The organism is Salinarimonas soli, from assembly GCF_008386575.1.
GTDB classification, from domain to species: Bacteria; Pseudomonadota; Alphaproteobacteria; order Rhizobiales; family Beijerinckiaceae; genus Salinarimonas_A; species Salinarimonas_A soli.
Map to the genome: position 1 here is coordinate 24,976 of NZ_VUOA01000003.1, position 22,335 is coordinate 47,310.

Consider the following 22,335-nt stretch of genomic DNA (forward strand, 5'->3'; position numbering starts at 1 on the left):
GACGCCCCTCTCCCCATGGGAGAGGGGCGTCCGCCTCTCAATACGCGTTCTCGGTCTTGAACAGCGCCAGGGGAGTCGCGGCGAGGATCTGGAGGTCGAAGAACACGGACCAGTGCTCGATGTAGTAGAGGTCGTGCTCGACGCGGCGCTGGATCTTCTCCTGGGTGTCGGTCTCGCCGCGCCAGCCGTTGATCTGCGCCCAGCCCGTGATGCCGGGCTTCACCTTGTGGCGGGCGAAGTAGCCGTCGACCACCTGATCGTAGAGCTGGTTCGCGGCCTTGGCGTGGAGGGCGTGCGGACGGGGGCCGACCAGGGAGAGATCGCCCTTGAGCACCACGTTGAGGAGCTGGGGCAGCTCGTCGAGGGAGGTCTTGCGGATGAAGCGGCCGACGCGGGTGACGCGCGGGTCGTCCTTGGTGACGAGCTTCGAGGCGGTGACGTCGCACTGGTCGACATACATCGACCGGAACTTGAACACCTCGATGAGTTCGTTGTTGAAGCCGTAGCGCTTCTGCCGGAAGAACACGGGCCCCCGGGAATCGAGCTTGATGGCGATCGCCACCGCGATCATCACGGGCGAGAGCGCCGCGACGAGCAGGCCGCCGACGATGCGGTCGAACAGCCACTTCACCACGAGGTCCCAGTCCGCCATCGGCTTGTCGAACAGGTCGAGGACCGGGACAGAGCCGAGATAGGAATAGCTGCGCGGGCGAAGGCGCAGCTTGCTGGTGTTGGCGGCAAGCCGGATGTCGATGGGCAGCACCCAGAGCTTGGACAGCATCTGGAGAAGGCGCGTCTCGGCGGAGAGCGGCACCGTGAAGATCACGAGATCGAGCTGGGTCCGGCGGGTATAGTCCACGAGGTCGTCGACCGTGCCGAGCTTCGGATAGCCCGCGATCACGTCGGAGGATCGCTCGTCGCCCCGGTCGTCGAACACGCCGACGACCCGAATCCCTGTGTCGCTCTGCGCCTCCAGCGCCCGGATCATGCCCTCGGCCACCGGGCCGCCGCCGACGATGGCGGTGCGCCGGTCGAACCAGCCGGCGCGGGTCATGCGCGTCACGGCGAAGGCGAGCGCCAGGCGCTCGGCGATCAGCAGCACCAGCCCCAGCCCGTACCAGCCCACGAGCCAGACGCGGGAGAACTGCTCGCCGGCCTTCAGGAGGAAAAGGGCGGCGAGCGCCAGGAGGAAGACGAGGCTCCAGCCCCCGAAGAGGCGCAGGCCCGTGCGGGCGAAGGCCCGGAAGGCGGGGATCGAATAGGCGCCGAGACCCTGGAGCACGACGATCGTCGCGACGGCGAGCGCCACCACGCCCACCGCGTAGTTGAGGTCGGGCCAACCCCGCTCGGCGAGGTACCACTCGTATACGACGAAGCCGCTCAGCACGGAGAGGGCAAATTCCGCGATGCGCACGGCGCCCGTCATCACCACGGGCGAGAGGCGCTTGGCGGCGGGCGTGCCGACCACGCCCTCGGCGGTGGGGGTGCCGGCCCGGCGCTCGGGGCGGGGCGGCGCGACTCGGCCGTCGACGGCGATGGTCGAGGCCGCGGCCATGAGATCCCGGATGTCGATCACGGTGTCACCTGTCTGGGCAGGGCTCGGGCCGGCACGGCCATGCCGCGCGGCCCGGCGCTGACGCGACGTTACCCTCCGGCGTTCACGGAAGCCTTAACGGGCGCGCCGAATCCCGGGCGGGCGGCGGGAATGGCGCGCCGCTCGCGCGCGGCGCGGTAGCCCGCGATGGCGCCCTCCACCATCTGGCCGAGCGAGAAGCGCCCGCGCACGAAGGCGCTGAGCGCCGCGGCCGCCGCGGCCCTCGCCTCGGGGCATTCGTCGAGCTTGGCGAGGATCGCGGCGGCAAGCGCCTCCGGATCGTCGGCGGGGATGAGGGCGCCCGCGTGCGGGCCGAAGATCTCGGGGATGCCGCCTACGCCCGTGGAGACCAGGGGCTCCGCGGCAGCGGCCGCCTCGAGGATCACGTAAGGAAGGGACTCGGCCCGGGAGGGCACCACCATGACCCGCCCGCGCCCCAGCGCATGGCGGATCGGCATGGCGCCGGCGAACGAGATGTTGTCGGCGACGCCCACCCGCTCGGCATGGGCCCGCAGGGCCGCCTCGTCGGGGCCGGAGCCGATGGCATGCAGGGTCACCCGGCGGCCGCGCCGCTGAAGCAGGCCCATGGCCTCGATGAGGGTGTCGACGCCCTTGGCGGCTCGCAATTCGCCCACATAGACCAGATCCCCCTGGTTCGGGCAGGCCTGGATGGGGGCGAACTCGGCCTCGCCGATGCCGTTGAGCACCACGCGCACCAGCCGGTCGGTCTCGCCCACATAGGCCCGGAAGCGCCCGGCGATGAAGTTGCTTTCGAAGAGGAACACGTCGGTGCGCCGCGCGAGCAGGCCCTCGGCCGCCATGTAGAGGCGGTGGAGGGGCGTGCCCGGCTGGTAGTTGAAGCTGCCGCCGTGCGGCGTGTAGGCCCGGATCGTGCGGGCGTCGCGGGAGGGCGCCGTCACGAGCCGCGCATAGGCGCCGCCCTTGGAGCCGTGCCCGTGGAGCACGTCGGGCTCAAGATCGAGGTAGGCGCGCCGGAGCGCCAGCAGCGCCACCAAGTCGGAGGGGTGCGGATTGCGCCGCATGGGCACCCGCACGACGCCCAGCGCCAGGGCGGGCGCGAGCTCCGCCAGGATGGCCTCGGCACGCTCGCCGCCGGTGCTGGCGTCGCAGAACAGGCCCACCTGGTGGCCGCGAGCCGCCTGCTCGCGGGCGAGGTCGACCACGTGCCGGAAGAGGCCGCCCACGGGCGCGCGCAGCACGTGGAGGATGCGCAAAGATGTGTCCGTCGTCAAAGGCCGTCCCCGCTCGGTCGGAGGGTCAGAACCAGCGCTCCTTGATGACGATCGTGTCTCCGGGGCGCACCGGAGCCGTGATTGGCACGGAAGCCGTTACGATCCCGTCACCGGTCGGACGCGAGATCTCGGCGGTCGTGCGCGTTGCGCGGGGGGAGAAGCCGCCGGCGATCGCCACCGCCGTCTGCACGGTCATGCCGTTGACGAACGGAAACTGGCCCGAATTCGTGACCTCGCCGAGGATGAAGAACGGCCGGTAGGCGTCGATTTCCACGGTGACCCGGGGCTCGCGCAGGAAGCCTCCCCGCAGGCGGGCCTCGATGGCGCGGGCGGCCTGGCTCGTGCTCATCCCCGCCACGGGCACCGCCTCGATGAGCGGCATCACGATGCGGCCCGAGCCGTCCACGGCGTAGATGTTGGAGAGGTTCTCCTGCCCGAACACGATGATGCGCAGGCGGTCGCCCGAGGCCAGGGTGTAGGGCGCGGAGGACGCCCCATCGAGGCTGCCGGTCCGCAGCGGCTGCGACACGCAGGCGCCGAGGGACCCTGCCGAGGCCAGGAGAAGGAGGACGGAACGCCGGTTCATGGAACCTTGAGGGGAACGTCGGATCGAGGAACGGTCGCGGCGACCGTAATGCCGTCAAGGTTAACAAACCCTCACCCGGGCGCGGCCGCGCCCGCTCACAGATAGGCGATGAGCCGTCCCGCCAGCAGCGCGAGCACCCAGGCGCCTAGCGACACCCCCGCCTGCAGCCGCGCCGCGCCGGGCAGGGGCAAGCCCCGCCGGGGCCCCCCGAAGCGGGCGTGGAACAGGGCGACGTTCGCGACGCCGAGCGCGACGAGGCCCGCCTTGGCGAGGAAGGCGGGGTTCTGGCCCAACGCCCGCGCCTCGACGGCGAGCAGGACGAGCCCCGTGGGGATCTGGAGGGCGAGCCCTGCCGCGGCAAGCGGGATCGCAGTCCGTCCCGTCTCCCAGGCGCCGCGCCCGGCCAGGACCCGAAGGTCGAACACCGCGATGGCGCCGACCAGCAGGGCGGAGCCGAGCACGTGGAGCAGGTTCGCCCCCGTGAACAGCCACGGCGAGTGGCGCGCCGCGTTCCCGAGCCACGAGGCCTCGAGGGCGGCGAGGATCTCGGGGTACATCGCGGGTCAGCGCAGCTCGAAGGTCTTGCCGTCGACGATGATGCGCTCGGCGCGCAGCTCGGTGGGAACCTTGGTCGAGGCATAGCCCTCGACGGTGACGGGCGTGCCGGCCTTGATCGCCTCGGGCTCGAGGCCCCGCGCGTTCATGCGGAAGGGCGGCGCCAGCACCGCCTCCCAGGTCTTGCCCTCGTGCGGGATCATGACGTGGACGTGGGGGTTCTGCCATTGCAGCGACTCGACCGGCGCCGTGATGCGCAGGGTCTTGGCGGCGTCGTAGCTGCCCCAGCCGTGATGGGCGAGGGCGCCGCCCGCGCCGAGGACGGCGATGATCGTGCAGAGCGCGAGGCGAGCGGTCATGGGCGGTCCTCCGTCGAGGCCCATCGTGCCGCGATCGGGGACGGCGTCAAGCCGGAGGTCGGCTCAGCGCTTTTCGTGACGGGGCGGGGCGGGGGGCTCGTCGGCGTCCGATCCGAGCCCCGAGAGCGCCCGCTCGACCGCCGCCACGCCCGTGGCATGGGCCTTCTGGGCCCGGTGCAGGCGCCGCACGGGCTCGTCGAACTGGGGCGGCAGGGCAGGGTCGCCGAGAAAGGCGGGCTTCGCCTCGATGGTGCCGTAGGCGACGCGCAGCTCGCGGCCGAGCCGCTCCTGCACGGGCTTCTCGATCGTGCCCCGTTTCGACGAGGTTTCCGCGCTCTTGTCGGCCATGGACATGCTCCAATCCCCTGATCAACGCTTCGGGGCGCGCCCGGGGTCCGTCAAGGGCCCGGGTGTGTGTCGCGATGAACCGGCGCGAAGGTGTGGCATCGTTGCCCTGGTCACGCTTTCGCGCGGCGCCGGGACTAGGCTAAGGTCGAGGCTGGTCCCCGACGCCGCACGAGCCGCCATGCCCTCCTTCCCCGACCCGCAAGCTCTCCTGCACGCCCTCTTCGCGGCGGCCCTGAAGGCCGCGGATCCCTCCGAGGAGATCGCGCGCCACCTGCCGAGCCACGTGCGCGGGCGTCTCGTGGTGGTCGGGGCTGGCAAGGCCGCGGCCCAGATGGCGCGGGTGGTGGAGGAGCGCTGGAGCGGGCCCCTCGCGGGCCTCGTGGTCACCCGCTACGGGCATGGCGTCCCGTGCGAGCGAATCACCGTCGTCGAGGCGAGCCATCCCGTTCCCGACGAGCCTGGCGCCCGGGCAGCTCAGGGGCTGATCGATGCCGTCTCGGGCCTGGGTCCCGACGACGTGGTGCTCGCCCTCGTCTCGGGTGGCGGCTCGGCGCTCCTGACCCTGCCCCCGCCGGGGATCCCGTTGAGCGACCTCCAGGACCTCACCCGGGCGCTCCTGGCCTCGGGCGCGTCGATCACGGAGATGAACACGATCCGGCGGCATGTCTCCATGGCGGCGGGCGGGCGCCTCGCCCGGGCCGCCGCGCCCGCGCGCGTCGTCACCCTCGCGGTGTCGGACGTGCCGGGGGACCTGGCCCACGCCATCGCCTCGGGCCCGACGGTGGAGGACCCCACCACGAGCGCCGAGGCGCGGGCGATCCTCGACCGGCACGCCATCGCGGTCTCGCCGGCGTTGCGCGCCTTCCTCGCCTCGCCCGAGGCCGAGAGCGTCAAGCCCGGCGGCCTGCCCCATGGAGAGTTCCACCTTGTCGCCGCGCCCTCCCTCTCGCTTCGGGCTGCTGCCGAGCTCGCGGACTCGCGGGGCGTGGCCGTGATCTCGCTCGGCGACCAGGTCGAGGGCGAGGCGAGGGACGTCGCGGCAGCCCATGCCGCCGAGCTGCGCGCCCGGATCGAGGCCGGCATGGCGCGGCCCTTCGTGATCCTGTCGGGCGGCGAGACCACGGTGACCCTGCGCGGGAGCGGCCGGGGCGGGCGCAACGCCGAATACGCCCTCGCGCTCGCCATCGCGATGGAGGGCTGGGAGGGGGTCCACGCCCTGGCCTGCGACACCGACGGGATCGACGGCACCCAGGACAACGCGGGCGCCATCGTGTCGGGCCTGACCGTGAGCCAGGCGCGCGAGCGCGGGATCGATGCCGCGGCGCACCTCGCCGACAACGACGCCTACGGCTTCTTCGAGCGGGCGGGCGGCCTCGTAGTCACGGGACCGACGGGCACCAACGTGAACGATTTTCGCGCGATTCTGTGCGTCTAGGGGCTGTGCGAGGTGGCGTGGGCCTCGAGACGCCCGCTGGCGCGGGCTTTTCAATATGGAGGGATGGAAACCCCTGGTTTCCCGTGGTCACCCCTCACCCCCTGGCACTTCGCGCCCCCCTCTCCCACTGGAAGAGGGGGGCACCCCCGGTCCATCCGGGGGAGCCTCGAAGGGCGCTCCAAGGAACTCCTGTCATCCCCTGAGCAAGGCCGCCCTCAAGGCGCGCGCGCCAGCACGTAGATCACCCCGTCCAGCATGAAGACGAGGCGCTGGCCGACGACGTGATAGTCGTTGACCCCGTTCTCGCAGCTCACCCGCAGGGTATCCGTCTCGGCCGGCAGGCTGCGGCGCTTGGCGAAGGCCTGGGCCTCCGTCTCCGACATCAGGCCCGCGAACAGGCCCCCCTGTGGGACGCGCACGAACTCGTAGGTGGGCTTGGCGCAGTCGAGCGGGCTCGGCGCCACCACCGCGTTGCGGTTGAAGGCGATGGTCCGCCCCACCCATTCGGCGCCCTCCTTCACCGGCGAGGCGTCGTCGATGCCCAGGATCGTCCACTTGCCCTCGAAGCGTGCCTGGGCGGCGGCCGGGCCGGTCATGGCGGCGGAGGCGCCCGCGATCAGGGCGGCCAGGGTGAGAGCGGAGAATGGGCGCATCGTGCTTGTCCGGTTCAGGGGGGTGAGCGGCCCCGGGCCTACCCCTCCGCCTCGCGGGCGGCGGGGCGCCAGGCCCGGTCGAAGATTGTCTGAAGCGCCTCAAGATGGCGCTTTTGCGCCTCCTGGCCCGCGCGCAGCGCCTGTCCCCAGGCCTGCGCAGCGTCCGGGGCGGGATCCGGCTCGGGCTCGGGCGGCGGAGGGGCTTGCGGCGAGGGCAGGCCCATCATCATCCGCATCATGTCGCCGAGGGGATCGGGCGCGGCGGCGGGTACGGGTGGGGGCGGCGCGTCGGGCTTCGGGGTGAGCCCGAACATGATGCCGAACAGGTCCTCCCAAGGGTTTCGCCCTGTCGGCTGAGCCGCGGGCGCCCGTCTTGAGGGCTCCGGCGGCGCGGGTGCCGCGAACCACGGGCGCATCATCTCGGCGAAGGGATTTCGCGGGGGCTCGGGCCGCGGCGGCGCGGCGCGGGCCATCTCGGCCATCTGGGCGAAGACGTTGGTGGACCCGCGCTCGGCCGCGCTCTGGAACAGGCCCCCGAACATCAGGCCGGTGGCGAGCGGCATGAGCTGGCGCATGGCCTCCGGGGCGATCCCGGCGATGGCGGCCGTCTGCTGCGCCACGAGGCGGCTCACCTCGGGCCCGAACAGGCGGCCCACCGCGTCGTCGGCCTCCGCCCGGCGCTGGGGCGTGAAGGCGGAGAAACCCTGGCTCAGCAGCGAGGCGAAGCTGCCGGTGCCGGTGAGCCGCATGAGGTCGGCGAACGCCCCGGGGCTCTGGAGCGCGTTGCGCTGGAGCGCCATGAGGAAGGCGGGGGTGAGCGCCGCGGCCGCGGTGCGGGCCTGCTCGGGGGTGAGGCCGAACTGGCGCCCCGCGGTCTCCAGGGTCGAGACGGCCTGGGCCGATTTCCAGATGTCCAGGAAGGTGAGCAAGGCGCTTCTCCGACGGCGGTCCGACCTTAAGGGGACCGGGGGGCGCGGGGCAACGCCAGACTGTCGCCCGGCCGGGCCCTCAGAGCCTGACCGACCATGCGCGGCGAGTGAGATTCGAGTGGTTTCGGGCACCCGGCTTGTCCCGCATCGATCCTGCGAGCACGTGTTGTCGGGTCTGGCAATGTGGCCTGATCGGGCGCGCTCGCCAGGAAACAACCCAGAATCTCATTGACCGGCCGGGCCCTCAGGCCGCGCGCTCGAGGCGCCGCAGGGTCCAGAAGGCGGTGAGGATCCCTGCGATGCCAAACAGCACCGAGCCCAGCGCGACGCCCGCGAGCGCCCCCACCGGCCCCGCCCACGCCGCCCCGAGATAGGCGAAGGGAACCGTGCCCAGCGTCGCCCGGCCCCAGTTGAAGGCCGTGGAGAGGAACGGCGAGCCCAGGTTGTTGAATGCCGCGTTGGCGACGAAGAGGAGGCCGATGAAGAACCACATCGGGCCGCTGACCCAGCAGAAGAACGTCACGAGCTCCGCCGCGAGCCCCCGCGCATCGAAGAGGGCGACGATCATGCCGCTTCCCGCCGCGAGCACGGCCCACACGATCCCGACATAGATCGCCGTGAACACCACCGCGTCGCGCAGCGCCTGGCGCATCCGGTCGAAGCGCAGCGCCCCCCAGTTCTGGCCGAGGATCGGCCCCACCGCCCCCGACAGCGCGAAGAGCCCGCCGAAGGCCACGGGGGTGAGCCGGTCGACGATGGCGTTGCCCGCGATCGCCGTGTCGCCGAAGCGCGCGATCACCCCCGCCACGAAGGCGCTCGCCACGGGCGTCGCGATGTTGGTGAGCACCGCCGGCAGGGCGATGGCGAGCATGGGCCGGGCATCGGCCACGACGTCGGCCCAGCGCGGGCGCGCCACGAGATCGTGCACCCGCACCGCCCCGTGCCAGCCCACCCACGCGAACACCATCCGCGAGATCACAGTCGCGACCGCCGCGCCGTCGACGCCGAGGCCCAGGCCGAAGATGAGCAGCGGATCGAGCCCCGCCGTCACGATCCCGCCCGCGAGCGTCACGTACATGGCCCGCTTGGCGTCGCCCACGGCCCGCAGCACGCCCGACAGGCCCATGCCGAGGGCCATGAGCACGTTGGAGGGCAGGGTGATGGCGATGAAGCGCGCCGCGATGGCCCGGGTCTCGTCGTCCGCGCCGATGAGGGCGAGCGCCCGGGGCAGAAGCGGCCAGATCACGGCCACGACGAGGCCCGCGAAGATCGCCATGATCACGAGGGACGAGGCGGCGAGCCGGCGCGCCAGGGCCCTGTCCCCGCGCCCCAGCGCCCGCGAGACCAGGGCCGCCACGGCGATCATGAGCCCGACATTGATGGAGATGCCGATGAACAGGACGATGGTGGAGAGGCCGACGGCAGCGGTCAGGCGCGGATCGCCGAGCCGCGAGACGTAGAGAAGCGAGAGCAGGTCGACGACGAACACCGCCATCAGCCCGACCGACGCCGTGAGGGTCATCACGACCACGTGGCGCATCGTCGAGCCCGTGACGAAGCGGGGCTCGGACGCGGAAAGCGGCGGCGGGGTAGGGGCGTCCATCAGATGCTCTCGTCGCCGATGATGTCGCGCGTCTCGGGCGAGAGCGCGCGCGTCTTGGCCTTGGGCTCCACCAGGGGCTCGGGCGTGACCCCGTGCAGGAGGTCGAGGCCGCCCATCATCCCCTCCGTCCTCTGGAGCATGAGGCGCACCGTGTCGCGCCGGCGCACGTCGTCGACGACGGCGCGGGCCTGGTCGCGCTCGATGCCTAAGCCCTCCAGCATGCCCTGCCCGAAGGCGAGGGCCGATTCGAAGGACTCGCGGACGATGAAGTCCGCGTCGTGGTTCATGAGGTCGATCGCGTGGATGCGGTCATAGGCGCGCACATAGGTCGCGGCCTGGGGGAAGTGCTGGTGCACCATCTCGACGATGCGGGTCGCGCCCGGCGGATCGTCGATGCACACGCAGATCATGCGGGCCCGGCCGGCGCCGGCCGCGCGCAGCACGTCGAGCCGCCCGCCGTCCCCGTAATAGACCCGGAAGCCGAACCGGGCGGCGTTGCGGATCCGGTCGACGTTGAGGTCGATCACCGTGACGTCGACCCCTTGGGCGAGCAGGATCTGGTTCACGATCTGCCCGAAGCGGCCGAACCCGATCACCACCACCTCACCCTCGGCCCCGTCGAAGCTGTCGGGCTCCGGCTCGGGCTCGCCCCGGCCCGCGAGCCACCCGTCGAGGGCCTTGGCCGCGACGGGGCCGGCCAGCATGGTGAAGGCGGCGAGCGCCGTGAGGAGCTGGGCCTGGGAGGGGGAGAGGATCGCATAGCCCGCCGCCAGGGGCAGCAGCACGAAGGCGAACTCGCCCGCGGGCGAGAGGGCTGCGCCCGCCCTCAGGCCGTCGCGCCACGGCGACCCGAAGGTCCGCATCAGGACGGCGACGATGAGGGCCTTGCCGGCCACGATGACGGGCGTCGCGAGAAGGAGCGTGCGCCATTCCTGGCGCACCACCGCGAGGTCGATGGTCATGCCGACGCTGATGAAGAACAGCCCCAGCAGGATCCCGCGGAAGGGCTCGATGTCGGCCTCGAGCTGGTGGCGGAAGTTCGACTCGGCGAGGAGCACGCCCGCCAGGAACGCGCCCATCGCCATGGACAGGCCCGCTTCCTGCATCAGGAGGGCGGCGCCCAGCACCACGAGGAGCGCGCTCGCGGTCAGCACCTCCCGGGCGCCGCTGTCGGCGAGGAGGCGGAAGAAGGGGTTGAGGCCGTAGCGCCCCACGATCACCACCGCGAGGACGGCGCCGAGCGCGATCGAAACGCCGGTGAGCGCGTCGGGGAGCGATCCCACCGCCCCCGCCGTCCCCAGGAGCGGCACCACGGCGAGGATGGGCGCGATGGCGAGGTCCTGGAACAGGAGCACGGCAAAGGAGCGCTCGCCGTAGGGCGTATGCAGGTCGTGCCGCTCCTCCAGGATCTGGAGCGTGATCGAGGTCGCCGAGAGCGCGATGGCGATGCCGACGACCGCGGCTCCCGCCGGCGAGAAGCCCGCCCATTGCGCGACGAGCCCCACCGCCACCCCCGTCACGGCCATCTGCGCCAGGCCGAGGCCGAAGATGTCCCGGCGCATGGACATGAGCCGGGAGACCTTGAGCTCCAGCCCCACGATGAACAGCAGCAGCACGACCCCGAGCTCGGCGACGCCGAGGATCGTGCCCGGATCGCCCACGAGACCTAGGCCCGACGGCCCGATCGCGAGCCCCGCCGCGAGATAGCCCAGCACCGCGCTCTGCCCCAGCCGCCGGACGATCGGCACGGCGATGACCGCGGCCGCGCAGAACACGAGGACGGGGGGCAGGAAGCTGGCGTGGGAGGCGGTGCCGGCCATGGGCGGGTGGGGATCCGAACGGGGGGGCTCACCCATAGACCGTCACGCCGGATGACGCGAGGGGAGGGGCTGTGCGCTGGGGCACGTGGGGCGCGACTGCCCTCGCGCCCGCCCGCCTGGGACATCGCGGTTCGCCACGGCGACTTGACACGCGGCCCCCGCTCTCGCCACATCGCCTCCGTCATGACCGCGCCCTCCAAGCCCCCCCTCGACATCCTCCTGTGCGCGCCGCGCGGCTTCTGCGCCGGGGTGGTGCGGGCAATCGACGCGGTGGAGCGGGCGCTCACGCTCCACGGGGCGCCGGTCTATGTCCGGCACGAGATCGTCCACAACAAGTACGTGGTGGAGAGCCTGCGCCGGAAGGGCGCGGTGTTCGTCGAGGAGCTCGACGAGATCCCCGACGGCGACCGGCCGGTGATCTTCTCGGCCCACGGCGTGCCCAAGGCGGTGCCGGCGGCGGCCCTGGAGCGGCGCATGTTCGCCATCGACGCCACCTGCCCCCTCGTCACCAAGGTGCACCGGGAGGCGGAGGTGCATCACAAGCGCGGGCGCCACGTGATCCTCATCGGCCACGAGGGCCATCCGGAGGTGGTGGGCACGATGGGCCAGCTGCCCGCGGGCGCGATCACGCTCATCGAATCGGTCGAGGACGTGGAGCGCCTGTCCCCGGAGCGCACCGACAATCTCGCCTTCGTGACGCAGACGACCCTCTCGGTGGACGACACCCGCGCCGTGGTGGCGGCCCTCCAGGCGCGCTTCCCCGCGATCATCGCGCCCCACAAGGAGGACATCTGCTACGCCACCACCAACCGCCAGGAGGCGGTGAAGCGCGTGGCGCCCCTCGTCGACGGGGTGCTGGTGGTGGGCTCGCCCAACTCCTCCAACTCGCAGCGCCTGCGCGAGGTGGCCGAGCGGGCCGGCTGCCCGGTCGCCCGGCTCGTCAACGGTGCCCGGGAGATCGACTGGTCGCTCTTCGGCGGCATCCGGCGCCTCGGCATCACGGCGGGCGCCTCCGCGCCCGAGGTGCTCGTCGAGGAGGTGATCGACGCCTTCGCCGAGCGCTACGACGTGGCCGTCCAGACCGTGACGACGGTCACCGAGGACGTGTTCTTCCCCCTGCCGCGGGAGCTGCGCGGCGAGGCGGCGGAGTAGGCGGTGGCGGTCTACACGGAAGTGTCCGACGAGGAGCTCGAAGCCTTCGTCGCCGGCTACGACATCGGCCGCGTGCTCTCCTGCAAGGGCATCGCCGAGGGCGTCGAGAACTCGAACTTCGCCCTCCATACCGAGCGGGGCTCCTACATCCTCACCCTCTACGAGAAGCGGGTGCGGGAATCCGACCTGCCGTTCTTCCTCGGCCTCATGCGGCACCTGTCGGCCAACGGGCTCGTGTGCCCGCTGCCGATCCTCGACCGGCGCGGGGAGGCCCTGGGCCGGCTCGCCGGGCGGCCCGCGGCCCTCGTGAGCTTCCTGGAGGGGCTCTCGGTGCGCCGTCCCAACGCCCGCCATTGCGGGGCGCTCGGCGAGGCCCTGGGGCGCCTGCACGCGGCGGGGCGGGACTTTCCCATGACCCGGGAGAACGCGCTTTCGGTGACGGGCTGGCGCCCGCTCTTCGAGGCGGCGCAGGCCCAGGCCGACCGGGTCTCCCCGGGGCTTCGCGAGCGCGCCGCGCAGGCCCTCGACGCGCTCGAGCGGCACTGGCCCGCGGGCCTGCCCACGGGCGTGATCCACGCCGATCTCTTCACCGACAACGTGTTCTTCATCGGCGAGGCGGTGTCGGGGCTCATCGACTTCTATTTCGCCTGCACGGACGCCCTCGCCTACGACCTCTCGATCTGCCTCAACGCGTGGTGCTTCGAGCCCGACGGCTCGTTCAACGTCACCAAGGGGCGGGCCATGATCGCGGGCTACGAGCGAGTGCGGCGCCTGGAGCCCGACGAGGTCGAGGCCCTGCCGCTCCTCTGCCGCGGGTCGGCCCTGCGCTTCATGCTCACCCGCCTCGTCGACTGGCTCAACGTCCCGCCCGGCGCCCTCGTGAAGCCGAAGGACCCGCTGGAATACGACCGCAAGCTCTCCTTCCACGGCAAGGCCACCAGCGCCTTCGAATACGGGCTCCAACGATGAGCGAACCGGTCACGATCTACACCGACGGCGCCTGCTCCGGGAACCCGGGCCCGGGCGGCTGGGGGGCGCTGCTCCTGTTCAAGGGCAAGGAGCGCGAATTGTCGGGGGGCGAGCCCGTCACCACCAACAACCGCATGGAGCTCATGGCGGCGATCTCGGCGCTGGAGGCTCTGAGCCGCGCCTGCACCGTCGACGTCTACACGGACTCGCAATATGTCCGTCAGGGCATCACGCAATGGCTCAAGGGCTGGAAGGCGAACGGCTGGCGCACGGCCTCGCGCGATCCCGTGAAGAACGAGGACCTGTGGCGGCGCCTCGACGAGGCTCGCAACCGTCACGAGGTGCGCTGGCACTGGGTGAAGGGCCACGCCGACAACGCGCTCAACAACCGGGTCGACGCCCTGGCGCGCAGCGCCATCACCCAGATGCGGGCCGCCAAGGCCGCCGGCGGCCGCTGATGGCGGGCTTCTCCGACTCCTACCTCGGCCGCCTGCGCGCCGAGGTGGGCTCGCGCCTGCTCCTCGTGCCCGGCGCCCGGGTGGTGATCGAGAACGAGCGGGGCGAGATTTTTCTCCAGCTGCGCACCGACTTCCGCCTCTGGGGCCTGCCGGGCGGCGTGCCCGACGAGGGCGAGGCGCTGGAGACGGCGGCGATCCGGGAGGTCGAGGAGGAGACGGGGCTCGTGCTCGGCGCCATCTCCGCCTTCGGCTTCGCGTCCGACCCCGCCCACGAGGTCTGGACCTATCCGAACGGGCACGTGTGCCACTACCACACCCTGCTCTTCCACGCGGCGTCCTACACGGGCACGCCCCGGGTGGCGGACGACGAGAGCCTGCGGGTGGGCTGGTTCGCGCCCGACGGGCTTCCCGAGCTGATGCCCTGCATGGCCCGCACCCTCGCGGCCTACGGTCGGTTCAAGGCGACGGGTGCGTTCCAGTTCACGTGACACCCCTCGCCCAAGGGGCGAGGGGTGCTCGTCTTCACAGCTGCTTGAGCAGCGCCTCGGCGCCGGAGACGTCGGCCTTGGAGGGGGCGTCCTCCACGTTGATGGCCTGGACCACGCCGTCGTCGACGATCATGGAATAGCGCTGCGAGCGGGTGCCCAGCCCGAAGCCCGAGCCGTCGAGGGCGAGGCCGACCGCCTTGGCGAAATCGCCGTTGCCGTCGGCGAGGAACTCCACCTTGCCGCCGGCGTCGCTCGCCTTGGCCCAGGCGTCCATGACGAAGACATCGTTCACGGCGGTCACCGCGATGGCGTCGACGCCCTTCGCCTTGATGGCGTCAGCATGGGTCACGAAGCCCGGCAGATGGTTGCGGTGGCAGGTGGGCGTGAAGGCGCCCGGCACGGCGATGAGCACGACCTTGCGGCCCTTGAACACGTCGTCGGTGGTCTTCGGAGCCGGGCCGTCAGCGCTCATCACGCGGAAGGTGGTCTGGGGCAGGCGGTCGCCGACCTGGATCGTCATGGGAATGTCTCCGCTCGAGGGCTGGCGCGAACGCGCCGTCCCCTTCGCTTAGCGTGACAGCAGGCCCGCGTCGAGGCTCAGTGCGGTCTCGACCGCATCGGGTCCAGCGACGAGGGTGAAGGTGAGGGGCACGGCGCCTCCGGCCTCCTTCGGCTTCTCCAGCACCTCGACCTCGAAGGCGGCATTGGCGCCGCCCTCCGATGCCGGCACGGGCGCGCCCACGGCGCCGAGATACCAGCCGTCGGGCGCCTCGGCGAAGAGCTGGGGCTGCGCCCCGGCGGGGCTGCGGGCGAGGACGCGGATCCGCCCGCCCGCGGCGCTCGCCGACACCACCGCGAGCGCCCCCTCGTTCGGGGCCTGGCGGCGCGGCGCGCGCTCGAGGGCCGCCCGCAGGAGCGGGGCCGCCCCCGCGCCGTCGCCCGCGAGCGGCAGGCGGAGGTTCGCCTGGGCCGGGATGCAGATCTCCTTGCAGACCCCGTAATGGAGCGAGAGGCCGAGCTCCACGGGCTTGCCGGGCGTCTCCGGCGTCACCTTGAGGGGCAGCGTCACGCCGTCCTCGTAGCCGTAGGAGACGCCGCCCGGATCGTCGAGGCGCCGGGGCGCGGGCCAGACCACCTCGACGCCCCGCACGTTGCGCGAGGCCGACCAGTCGAAGACGGGCGGAAGCCCCGCGTCGCCGGGATTGCGCCAATAGGTCTTGTAGCCGGGATCGAGCCGGATCTCGATGCCGGCGAGGCGCCCCGCCTCGCCCGGAACGGGCCCGCCGCCCACGAGCCGCGCCTGCGAGTGATGGCCCCGGTCCCAGGACGAGGCGTCGGCCGCGCGGGCGGGGGCGGCGAGCGCCGTGAGGGCGGCGAGGAGGGCGAGGGAACGCAAGGAAGCCATGGTGGAACCAATCCGGGCCTGTCGGGGTCATGCCATACGGGCGGCGTGCCGGCCCGGCCATCCACGATCGCGTGAACTCGCGCGCCGCGGGGATGGACAAGAACCCGTGTCAGCGTAGCATGGACCCATGCGCATCCAACGCTCCAAAGGCGAGGCGTCGCCCGGTTACCTCGACGGTCAGCTTCTCGTCGCCATGCCCGGCATGATGGACGAGCGGTTCCATCGGAGCGTGATCTATGTCTGCGCCCACTCGGCCGAAGGGGCGATGGGCATCGTGGTCAACCGGCCCGCGCCCGACCTGAGCCTGCCCGACCTCCTGGTCCAGCTCGACATCATCCCCAAGGCCGACACGATCCGCCTGCCGAACCGGGTGGAGCGCATGCAGGTGCTGATGGGCGGCCCCGTGGAGACGAGCCGCGGCTTCGTCCTGCACAGCCCGGACTTCTTCCTGGAGCAGTCGACGCTCCCCATCGACGACGGCATCTGCCTGACCGCCACCATCGACATTCTGCGCGCCATCGCCAGCGGCACGGGCCCCAACAACGCGCTCCTCGCCCTAGGCTATGCGGGCTGGAGCGCGGGGCAGCTGGAGAGCGAAATCCAGAACAACGGCTGGCTCAACTGCCCCGCCGAGCCCGATCTCATCTTCGACGCGCCCCTCGACCAGCGCTACGAGCGCGCCATGCGCGCCATCGGCATCGACCCGCGCATGCTCTCCACCAACGCCGGCCACGCGTGACATCCGCCCCTCTCCCGGATGGGAGAGGGATGCAAACGGTGCCAGGGGGTGAGGGTGGCCACCTCAGACCAGCTCTCTCGAACTTTTGCGCGTGTCATGGCCGGGCTTGACCTGGCTATCCAGTCGACCCGTTGGCCTGGATCCCCGGGGCAAGCCCGGGAATGACAGAGGACGGCGACGGCCTCGGCCCTACGCCGCCTCGGGCGCCGCGCCCATGAGCTGGCGGGCCTGGAGGGGCGACAGGGGCTCGCCGAACAGCACGCCCTCCGCGTATTCGCAGCCGAGCTGGTAGAGCTCGATCGCGTCCGACTCCGACTCCGCGCCCTCGGCCACCACTTCCATGCCAAGGTCCTGGGCGAGCTTCACGATGGAGCGCAGGATTGCGGGGCGCCGGCCATTGCCGATCTGGCGCACGAAGGACTGGTCGATCTTGATCGTGTCGAAGGGGAAGCGCTGGAGATAGTTCAGCGACGAGTAGCCCGTGCCGAAATCGTCCAGCGACAGGCCGGCCCCGAGGTCGCGCAGGCGCAGGAGCATCTGGGCCGCGTATTCCGGGTTCTCCATCACGAGGCTCTCGGCGAATTCGAGCTTCAGCGAGCCCGGCAGGACCCCGGAGCGCGCCAGCACCGTCTTCACCTCCTGGAGGAGGTCGTGGCGCAGAAGCTGGCGGCTCGAGACGTTGACGGTGGCGAAGATCGGCGGCTCGACGTCCAGCGCCGCCTGCCAGGCGGCGAGCTCCTGGCCGGCCCGCTCCAGGGCGTAGATGCCGAGATTCACGATGAGCCCCGTCTCCTCCGCGAGCGGCAGGAAGGCGGCGGGCGCGAGCCGCCCGAGGCGGGGGTGATCCCAGCGCAGCTGCGTCTCGAAGCCCGCGATGGTGCGGTCCTCCAGCCGGACGATGGGCTGGAACAGCACCTTCACCTCGCCCCGGTCCAGGGCGCGGCGCAGGTCGCTCTCCAGGGTCAGCCGCTCGTCGCGGTCCGAGCGCATGGTGGGGCGGAACACCTCGATCCGGTCGCCGCCCTGGCGCTTGGCATGGGCCATCGCGAGCTCGGCCTGGCGCAGGAACTCCTCCCCCCGCGCGCCGGCTCCCGCGTCGTGGAGGGTGAGGCCGATGGAGGCGGTGAGCGAGATCTCACGGTCCGCGTAGGTGATCGGCGTCGCGATGGTGCGGCGGATCATGTCGGCGAAGGCCAGCACGCGGTCGGGCTCGCGCTCGGAGAGGAGCACCACCGCGAACTGGTCGCCCGAGACGCGGGCGAGGGTGTCCTGGGGCCGCAGGAGGCGCCCCACGCGCCGCGAGAGGGTGAGGAGGATGGAGTCTCCCGCCGAGAGGCCGACCGATTCGTTCACCTGGTTGAAGCGGTCGAGATCGAGGACGATCACGGTGGGGCGGATCGACTCGTCGCCGCCCGCCAGCGCCAGGGCCGCCTCCAGGCGGTCGCCGAAGAGCTGCCGGTTGGGCAGGCCCGTGAGGTTGTCGTGCACCGCGTCCTGGAGCAGGCGCTCCTCGGCGGTCTTCGCCTCCGTGACGTCGGCCACGGTGCCCACGATGCGGATCACCTCGCCGTCCGTGCCCACCATGGGGCGGGCCTTGAGGCGCAGCCAGTGATAGGGCCCCGAGGCCGAGCGCAGCCGGAAGTCCTGGCAGATGCGGCCCCGGCGCTGCTCGATCACGGCGTCGAGGGAGGTGCGGTAGCGATCGCGGTCGAAGGGGTGGATGTGGTCGAGCCACTCGGAGGCCGAGCCCTCCAGGGTGCCGCGCTTGAGGCCGAGCTGCTGCTCCACCTCGGGGCCGACGAAGACCCGGTCGCTCACGAGGTCCCAGTCGAACACCACGTCGCCTGCCCCCGACAGGGCGAGCGCCCGGCGCTCGGCGTCGGTCATGTGACCCTGCGCGAAGGCGCCGCCCGAGAAGGCGTGCTGCATCACCGTGAAGCCGATGAGCATCACGATGAGGACGAGCCCGCCGATGAGGGCGGGCGAGACGAGGTCCGTGGCGAGCTGCCCCGTCACCGTGAAGCCCGCCGCCGCCACCCAGGCGATGAGGAGGAGCCAGGTCGGGATGAGCATCACGGCCCGGTCGTAGCCGTGGGTCGCCAGATGCATCACGAGCACGAAGCCGATGCCGGCGACCGCCGCGATGGAGATGCGCGCCACCCCCGAGGCCACGGGCGGGTCGATCACCGCAAGCCCCACGAGGGCGGCGAGGAAGAGGAGCCAGAACGCGGTCACGTGGCTGTAGCGCACGTGCCAGCGGTTGAGGTTGAGATAGGCGAAGAGGAAGACGAGCAGGGTGGCGGCGAGCACCGCCTCGGCGGCGGCGCGGTAGATGCGCTCGGCCGCCTCGTTGACGGGGAACACTCTCTGAAAGAACCCGAAATCGATGCAGGCATAGGCGAGCACAGCCCAGGCCAGCGCCGCCGCGGCGGGGAAGATCAGCGCGCCCTTCACCACGAAGATGATGGTGAGGAAGAGGGCGAGCAGTCCCGCGATGCCGATGATGATGCCACGATAGAGGGTGAGCCCGTTCACCTTCTCTCGGTAGGCGTCCCCCTCCCAGAGATAGAGCTGGGGCACGTTGGGGGTGCGAAGCTCCGCCACGAAGGTGATCGTGGTGCCGGGATCCAGCGTGATCGTGAACACGTCCGCGTCGGTCGTGGCCTCGGGCTCCGGGCGGAAGCCCTCGCTCGCCGTGATGGCAACGACCCGCGAGGAGCCCAGATCGGGCCACACCACCCCTGAGCCCACCAGCCGGAAGTGGGGGGCGACCAGCAGCCGCTCGATCTGCTCGTCGGTGTCGTTGGTGAGCGCGAAGACGATCCATTCGGGCCGGGTGCCCGCCTCGCGGGCCTTCACGGCGATGCGGCGCACGATGCCGTCGCGGCCGGGCGCGGTGGAGATGCGGATCTCGTCGCCCTCCGAGCGGTAGCGCTCGATCGCGGGGGTCAGGTCGATGGCCGAGGCGTCCGGCGTCACCCGGACCGCCTCCACCGCGCCCGCGGGGAGGGGTGCCGCGAGGATCGCGACGAGCGCCAGGGTGGCGACGAGGATGAGATGGACGAGCCGCAACGCTGCCAGAACTTTCGTCGGGAAGGCGGAGGTGGTCGGGTCTTCACGAGTGGTACCGGCGGCAGGCCCCCAGGGCAAGGCAGGGGCGCCTCCGGCCCCGGGCTTGTCCGCAGGAGTCTCGGCCTGCCGGCCTGCGGGAGAGGGCTCCCCCGCCAGGGTCGCAGGCATGGACGCCGTTTGCGGCCAGATCACGGCCGGGCCAGCGCCCCGCTGAGCCGGTCGCGGCTGGGAAGGCCCCGGATGGGACCGATGGCGGCGAGCGTCATGGGGCCGCGCAGCACGCTCTCGCCCGCCGAGCGCACCTCGTCGACCCCGACCGCGTCGACCCGGCCCACGACCTCGCTCGTGGGGATGATCCGGCCCCAGGACAGGAGCTGGCGCGCCATGCGCTCGATGCGCCCGCCGGGCGCCTCCAGGGCCGCGAGGAGCGAGACCTTGAGCCCCGCCTTGGCCCGCGCCACCTCGATGGCCTCGGTGCCCCGCGCCGCGCCGTCGAGGCAGCCCAGCGTCACGTCGACGAGCTCCGCGAGGTCCTCCCCCGCCGTGCCGGCGCCGATGCCGAAGAGCCCCGTATCCGAGAAGGGCCAGTGGAACGCGTCGATGCCGTAGGCGAGCCCCCGGGTCTCGCGCACCTCCTGCCACAGGCGCGAGGACAGGCCGCCGCCGAGCACGTGGGAGAGGATCTGCGTCGCGTAATGGGCCGGATCCTTGAACGAGACGCCGGGCAGGCCGAGCACGAGGTTCGCCTGCTCCAGGTCGCGCTCCAGGCGCGCCTCGCCGCCGCGATAGAAGCCGGCCTCGGGCTCGCCGGGCCCGGCGGCGGGCAGGCCCTCGAAGAAGCGGCGGGCGGTCTCCACCACGCGGTCGTGGTCCACGGCGCCCGCGGCCGCGAGCACCATGCGGTCGGGGCGGTACTCGCGGGCCACGAAGGCGCGGATCGCGTCCGCCGTGAAGCCCTTCACCGTCGTGCGGGTGCCCAAGATCCGCCGCCCGATGGGCTGGGCCGGGAAGGCCGTCTCGACGAACACGTCCTGGATGAGGTCGTCAGGGTCGTCGTCGACCGCGGCGATCTCCTGGAGGACCACGCCGCGCTCGCGCTCCAGCTCCGCCCCGTCGAAGGCCGAGGCCGTGATGATGTCGCCGAGGATGTCGAGGGCGACGCCGAGGTCTTCGCCGAGCGTGCGGGCCGTGTAGGCCGTATACTCGACGCTCGTCGCCGCGTTGATGTCGCCGCCGACGCTCTCGATCTCCTCCGCGATGGCGCGGGCCGAGCGGGTGGCCGTGCCCTTGAAGGCCATGTGCTCCAGGAAATGCGACAGGCCGTGCTCGCTCTCGCGCTCGTGGCGCGAGCCCGCCCCGATCCAGACGCCGACCGAGGCGGTCGCGATCTGGGGCATGGTCTCGGTCGCGATCGTGAAGCCGTTGGCGAGCCGCGTGACCCGCGGCTCGGGGGTCACCCCGAAGAGAACCGCGTTCATGCCGCTGCGCCCCGGACCGCGCGCCCGCGATCCCGGATGAAGGCCTCGACGGCCCCCTGCTCGGCGGGGAGCACCGTGAAGCGCTCGGGCCGGTCCATGAGGTCGGCCAGATGCGGGGGCAGGGGCGGGCGCACGCCCGTGGCGCGCTCCACCGCATCGGGGAACTTCGCCGGATGGGCGGTGCCGAGCACCACGACGGGGGTCGCGGGGTCGTGCCCGAGCCCGCCGCGGGCCGCCCGCACGCCCACCGCCGTGTGCGGATCGAGGAGATAGCCCGCCTCGCGCCAGGTGCGGCCGATCTCGTCGGCGGTCGCGGCCTCGTCCACGGCGCTGCCGGAGAACTCCGCGCGGATCGCCTGGAGGGGGCCCGCCTCGATCATGAAGCGGCGCCCCTGCTGGAGCCCCGCCATGAGGCGGCGCACGGCGGTGCCGTCGCGGCCATAGGCCTCGAAGAGGAGGCGCTCGAAGTTCGAGGACACCTGGATGTCCATGGAGGGCGAGGCGGTCGGCACCACGCCGCGCGGCTCGTAGGCGCCGCTCTCCAGGGTGCGGGCCAGGATGTCGTTGGCGTTCGTCGCCACCATCAGGCGCTCGATGGGGAGCCCCATGCGCTTGGCGACGTAGCCGGCCAGCACGTCGCCGAAATTGCCCGTGGGCACGGAGAACGAGACGGGGCGGTGGGGCCCGCCGAGGCTCGCGGCGGCGGTGAAGTAGTAGGTGGCCTGCGCCGCCACCCGGGCCCAGTTGATGGAGTTCACCCCCGAGAGCTGCATCTCGTCGCGGAAGCGCGCATGGTTGAACATGCCCTTCACGATCGCCTGCGCGTCGTCGAAGGTGCCCTCCAGGGCGACGGCGTGCACGTTGGGGGCGTCGACGCCCGTCATCTGCCGGCGCTGCACCTCGGAGACCCGCCCGTGCGGGTAGAGGATGAACACGTCGACCTGCGACAGGCCGCGGAAGGCCTCGACCGCCGCGCTGCCCGTGTCGCCGGAGGTGGCGCCCACGATCGTGGCGCGCTGGCCCCTGGCCCGCAGCACGTGGTCCATGAGCTGGCCCAGCAGCTGCATCGCCACGTCCTTGAAGGCGAGCGTCGGGCCGTGGAAGAGCTCCAGGACGAAGAGGTTGTCGCCGATCTGGACCAGGGGGCAGACCGCCGGGTGCCGGAAGGTGGCGTAGGAGGCCTCGATCATCCGGTCGAGGTCGGGCCCCGCGAGCTCCCCGTCGACGAGGGCGCCGAGCACGGTCTTCGCCACGTCCGCGAAGCGCCGCCCCGCGAAGCCCGCGATGGTCTCGGGCGCGAGCACGGGAAAGCGCTCGGGCATGTAGAGCCCGCCGTCGCGCGCAAGCCCCGTCAGGAGGGCATCGGCGAAACCGATGGGGGGCGCTTCGCCGCGGGTGGAGACGTGGAGCACGGAACGGTCCCTTTGGGAGAAAGCGCG

At 72.1% G+C, this 22,335-nt stretch carries 21 protein-coding genes; 6 read left to right on the plus strand and 15 right to left on the minus strand.

Going from position 1 to position 22,335, the window contains the following annotated elements:
* Positions 1–37 precede the first annotated feature (37 nt).
* From F0L46_RS00710 to F0L46_RS00735, 6 genes are all read right to left on the minus strand, one after another.
* The gene (locus F0L46_RS00710) at positions 38–1,555 is read right to left on the minus strand and encodes an undecaprenyl-phosphate glucose phosphotransferase (protein ID WP_149815188.1); all 1,518 of its coding nucleotides are present in this window, start codon (positions 1,553–1,555) and stop codon (positions 38–40) included.
* Between the two features lie 89 nt (positions 1,556–1,644).
* On the minus strand, positions 1,645–2,829 hold the full coding sequence (locus F0L46_RS00715) for a glycosyltransferase family 4 protein (RefSeq protein ID WP_240539795.1): 1,185 nt from the start codon (positions 2,827–2,829) through the stop codon (positions 1,645–1,647).
* 43 nt (positions 2,830–2,872) lie between these two features.
* Complete coding sequence (locus F0L46_RS00720; RefSeq protein ID WP_149815109.1) at positions 2,873–3,433, minus strand: polysaccharide biosynthesis/export family protein; 561 nt, start codon at positions 3,431–3,433, stop codon at positions 2,873–2,875.
* A gap of 95 nt (positions 3,434–3,528) precedes the next feature.
* Positions 3,529–3,990: a hypothetical protein gene (locus F0L46_RS00725; RefSeq protein ID WP_149815110.1), complete on the minus strand. Its 462-nt coding sequence runs from the start codon at positions 3,988–3,990 to the stop codon at positions 3,529–3,531.
* Positions 3,991–3,996: 6 nt separating this feature from the next.
* A complete protein-coding gene (locus F0L46_RS00730; RefSeq protein ID WP_149815111.1) occupies positions 3,997–4,347 on the minus strand; it encodes a DUF6152 family protein in 351 nt (116 codons plus the stop codon).
* A gap of 63 nt (positions 4,348–4,410) precedes the next feature.
* Positions 4,411–4,695, minus strand: coding sequence for a hypothetical protein (locus F0L46_RS00735; RefSeq protein ID WP_149815112.1), 285 nt, complete (start codon positions 4,693–4,695; stop codon positions 4,411–4,413).
* A gap of 178 nt (positions 4,696–4,873) precedes the next feature.
* Between F0L46_RS00735 and F0L46_RS00740 the strand changes: the two genes are divergently transcribed.
* The gene (locus tag F0L46_RS00740; RefSeq protein ID WP_149815113.1) at positions 4,874–6,130 is read left to right on the plus strand and encodes a glycerate kinase type-2 family protein; all 1,257 of its coding nucleotides are present in this window, start codon (positions 4,874–4,876) and stop codon (positions 6,128–6,130) included.
* A 215-nt stretch (positions 6,131–6,345) separates the two neighbouring features.
* Here the strand turns inward: F0L46_RS00740 and F0L46_RS00745 are convergent, their stop codons facing one another.
* From F0L46_RS00745 to F0L46_RS00760, 4 genes are all read right to left on the minus strand, one after another.
* Positions 6,346–6,783 (minus strand): hypothetical protein, encoded by a 438-nt coding sequence (locus F0L46_RS00745; RefSeq protein ID WP_149815114.1) that lies wholly within the window; start codon positions 6,781–6,783, stop codon positions 6,346–6,348.
* A gap of 38 nt (positions 6,784–6,821) precedes the next feature.
* On the minus strand, positions 6,822–7,712 hold the full coding sequence (locus F0L46_RS00750; protein ID WP_188311804.1) for a DUF937 domain-containing protein: 891 nt from the start codon (positions 7,710–7,712) through the stop codon (positions 6,822–6,824).
* Between the two features lie 244 nt (positions 7,713–7,956).
* Positions 7,957–9,315, minus strand: a complete 1,359-nt coding sequence (locus tag F0L46_RS00755; protein WP_149815116.1) for an MATE family efflux transporter — start codon at positions 9,313–9,315, stop codon at positions 7,957–7,959.
* Positions 9,315–11,135 (minus strand): monovalent cation:proton antiporter-2 (CPA2) family protein, encoded by a 1,821-nt coding sequence (locus tag F0L46_RS00760; RefSeq protein ID WP_149815117.1) that lies wholly within the window; start codon positions 11,133–11,135, stop codon positions 9,315–9,317. The genes F0L46_RS00755 and F0L46_RS00760 overlap by 1 nt, the downstream gene beginning before the upstream one ends.
* A gap of 183 nt (positions 11,136–11,318) precedes the next feature.
* Here F0L46_RS00760 and ispH point away from each other — a divergent pair, with 183 nt between their 5' ends.
* Genes ispH through F0L46_RS00780 form a run of 4 tightly spaced genes read left to right on the plus strand, consistent with a single transcriptional unit; the run spans position 11,319 to position 14,202 of the window.
* On the plus strand, positions 11,319–12,287 hold the full coding sequence (ispH, locus tag F0L46_RS00765; RefSeq protein ID WP_149815118.1) for a 4-hydroxy-3-methylbut-2-enyl diphosphate reductase: 969 nt from the start codon (positions 11,319–11,321) through the stop codon (positions 12,285–12,287).
* 3 nt (positions 12,288–12,290) lie between these two features.
* Positions 12,291–13,256, plus strand: a complete 966-nt coding sequence (locus F0L46_RS00770; protein ID WP_149815119.1) for a homoserine kinase — start codon at positions 12,291–12,293, stop codon at positions 13,254–13,256.
* A complete protein-coding gene (gene rnhA, locus F0L46_RS00775) occupies positions 13,253–13,714 on the plus strand; it encodes a ribonuclease HI (protein ID WP_149815120.1) in 462 nt (153 codons plus the stop codon). The genes F0L46_RS00770 and rnhA overlap by 4 nt, the downstream gene beginning before the upstream one ends.
* Positions 13,714–14,202, plus strand: a complete 489-nt coding sequence (locus F0L46_RS00780; protein ID WP_149815121.1) for an NUDIX domain-containing protein — start codon at positions 13,714–13,716, stop codon at positions 14,200–14,202. The genes rnhA and F0L46_RS00780 overlap by 1 nt, the downstream gene beginning before the upstream one ends.
* A 34-nt stretch (positions 14,203–14,236) precedes the next feature.
* Here the strand turns inward: F0L46_RS00780 and F0L46_RS00785 are convergent, their stop codons facing one another.
* Both F0L46_RS00785 and F0L46_RS00790 read right to left on the minus strand, forming a co-directional pair.
* Positions 14,237–14,722: a peroxiredoxin gene (locus F0L46_RS00785; RefSeq protein ID WP_149815122.1), complete on the minus strand. Its 486-nt coding sequence runs from the start codon at positions 14,720–14,722 to the stop codon at positions 14,237–14,239.
* Positions 14,723–14,770: 48 nt separating this feature from the next.
* Positions 14,771–15,607 (minus strand): protein-disulfide reductase DsbD domain-containing protein, encoded by an 837-nt coding sequence (locus tag F0L46_RS00790; RefSeq protein WP_149815123.1) that lies wholly within the window; start codon positions 15,605–15,607, stop codon positions 14,771–14,773.
* Between the two features lie 127 nt (positions 15,608–15,734).
* Between F0L46_RS00790 and F0L46_RS00795 the strand changes: the two genes are divergently transcribed.
* Positions 15,735–16,346 carry a YqgE/AlgH family protein gene (locus F0L46_RS00795; RefSeq protein ID WP_149815124.1) on the plus strand — a complete coding sequence of 204 codons (612 nt, stop codon included), beginning with the start codon at positions 15,735–15,737 and terminating at the stop codon, positions 16,344–16,346.
* A gap of 189 nt (positions 16,347–16,535) precedes the next feature.
* On the opposite strand, the gene F0L46_RS00800 is transcribed toward F0L46_RS00795, so the two are convergent.
* From F0L46_RS00800 to thrC, 3 genes are all read right to left on the minus strand, one after another.
* The gene (locus tag F0L46_RS00800) at positions 16,536–19,418 is read right to left on the minus strand and encodes an EAL domain-containing protein (RefSeq protein ID WP_438646652.1); all 2,883 of its coding nucleotides are present in this window, start codon (positions 19,416–19,418) and stop codon (positions 16,536–16,538) included.
* 188 nt (positions 19,419–19,606) lie between these two features.
* The gene (locus tag F0L46_RS00805) at positions 19,607–20,896 is read right to left on the minus strand and encodes a M16 family metallopeptidase (RefSeq protein WP_149815126.1); all 1,290 of its coding nucleotides are present in this window, start codon (positions 20,894–20,896) and stop codon (positions 19,607–19,609) included.
* Complete coding sequence (gene thrC / locus F0L46_RS00810) at positions 20,893–22,308, minus strand: threonine synthase (protein WP_149815127.1); 1,416 nt, start codon at positions 22,306–22,308, stop codon at positions 20,893–20,895. The genes F0L46_RS00805 and thrC overlap by 4 nt, the downstream gene beginning before the upstream one ends.
* Positions 22,309–22,335 lie beyond the last annotated feature (27 nt).

Excerpts from the sequence above, each read along its gene's own strand:
- F0L46_RS00710 (WP_149815188.1), bottom strand. The coding sequence starts at position 1,555 with ATGGCCGCGGCCTCGACCATCGCCGTCGACGGCCGAGTCGCGCCGCCC.
- F0L46_RS00720 (WP_149815109.1), bottom strand. The coding sequence starts at position 3,433 with ATGAACCGGCGTTCCGTCCTCCTTCTCCTGGCCTCGGCAGGGTCCCTC.
- F0L46_RS00725 (WP_149815110.1), bottom strand. The coding sequence starts at position 3,990 with ATGTACCCCGAGATCCTCGCCGCCCTCGAGGCCTCGTGGCTCGGGAAC.
- F0L46_RS00730 (WP_149815111.1), bottom strand. The coding sequence starts at position 4,347 with ATGACCGCTCGCCTCGCGCTCTGCACGATCATCGCCGTCCTCGGCGCG.
- F0L46_RS00735 (WP_149815112.1), bottom strand. The coding sequence starts at position 4,695 with ATGGCCGACAAGAGCGCGGAAACCTCGTCGAAACGGGGCACGATCGAG.
- F0L46_RS00740 (WP_149815113.1), top strand. The coding sequence starts at position 4,874 with ATGCCCTCCTTCCCCGACCCGCAAGCTCTCCTGCACGCCCTCTTCGCG.
- F0L46_RS00745 (WP_149815114.1), bottom strand. The coding sequence starts at position 6,783 with ATGCGCCCATTCTCCGCTCTCACCCTGGCCGCCCTGATCGCGGGCGCC.
- F0L46_RS00755 (WP_149815116.1), bottom strand. The coding sequence starts at position 9,315 with ATGGACGCCCCTACCCCGCCGCCGCTTTCCGCGTCCGAGCCCCGCTTC.
- F0L46_RS00760 (WP_149815117.1), bottom strand. The coding sequence starts at position 11,135 with ATGGCCGGCACCGCCTCCCACGCCAGCTTCCTGCCCCCCGTCCTCGTG.
- ispH (WP_149815118.1), top strand. The coding sequence starts at position 11,319 with ATGACCGCGCCCTCCAAGCCCCCCCTCGACATCCTCCTGTGCGCGCCG.
- rnhA (WP_149815120.1), top strand. The coding sequence starts at position 13,253 with ATGAGCGAACCGGTCACGATCTACACCGACGGCGCCTGCTCCGGGAAC.
- F0L46_RS00780 (WP_149815121.1), top strand. The coding sequence starts at position 13,714 with ATGGCGGGCTTCTCCGACTCCTACCTCGGCCGCCTGCGCGCCGAGGTG.
- F0L46_RS00785 (WP_149815122.1), bottom strand. The coding sequence starts at position 14,722 with ATGACGATCCAGGTCGGCGACCGCCTGCCCCAGACCACCTTCCGCGTG.
- F0L46_RS00790 (WP_149815123.1), bottom strand. The coding sequence starts at position 15,607 with ATGGCTTCCTTGCGTTCCCTCGCCCTCCTCGCCGCCCTCACGGCGCTC.
- F0L46_RS00795 (WP_149815124.1), top strand. The coding sequence starts at position 15,735 with ATGCGCATCCAACGCTCCAAAGGCGAGGCGTCGCCCGGTTACCTCGAC.
- F0L46_RS00805 (WP_149815126.1), bottom strand. The coding sequence starts at position 20,896 with ATGAACGCGGTTCTCTTCGGGGTGACCCCCGAGCCGCGGGTCACGCGG.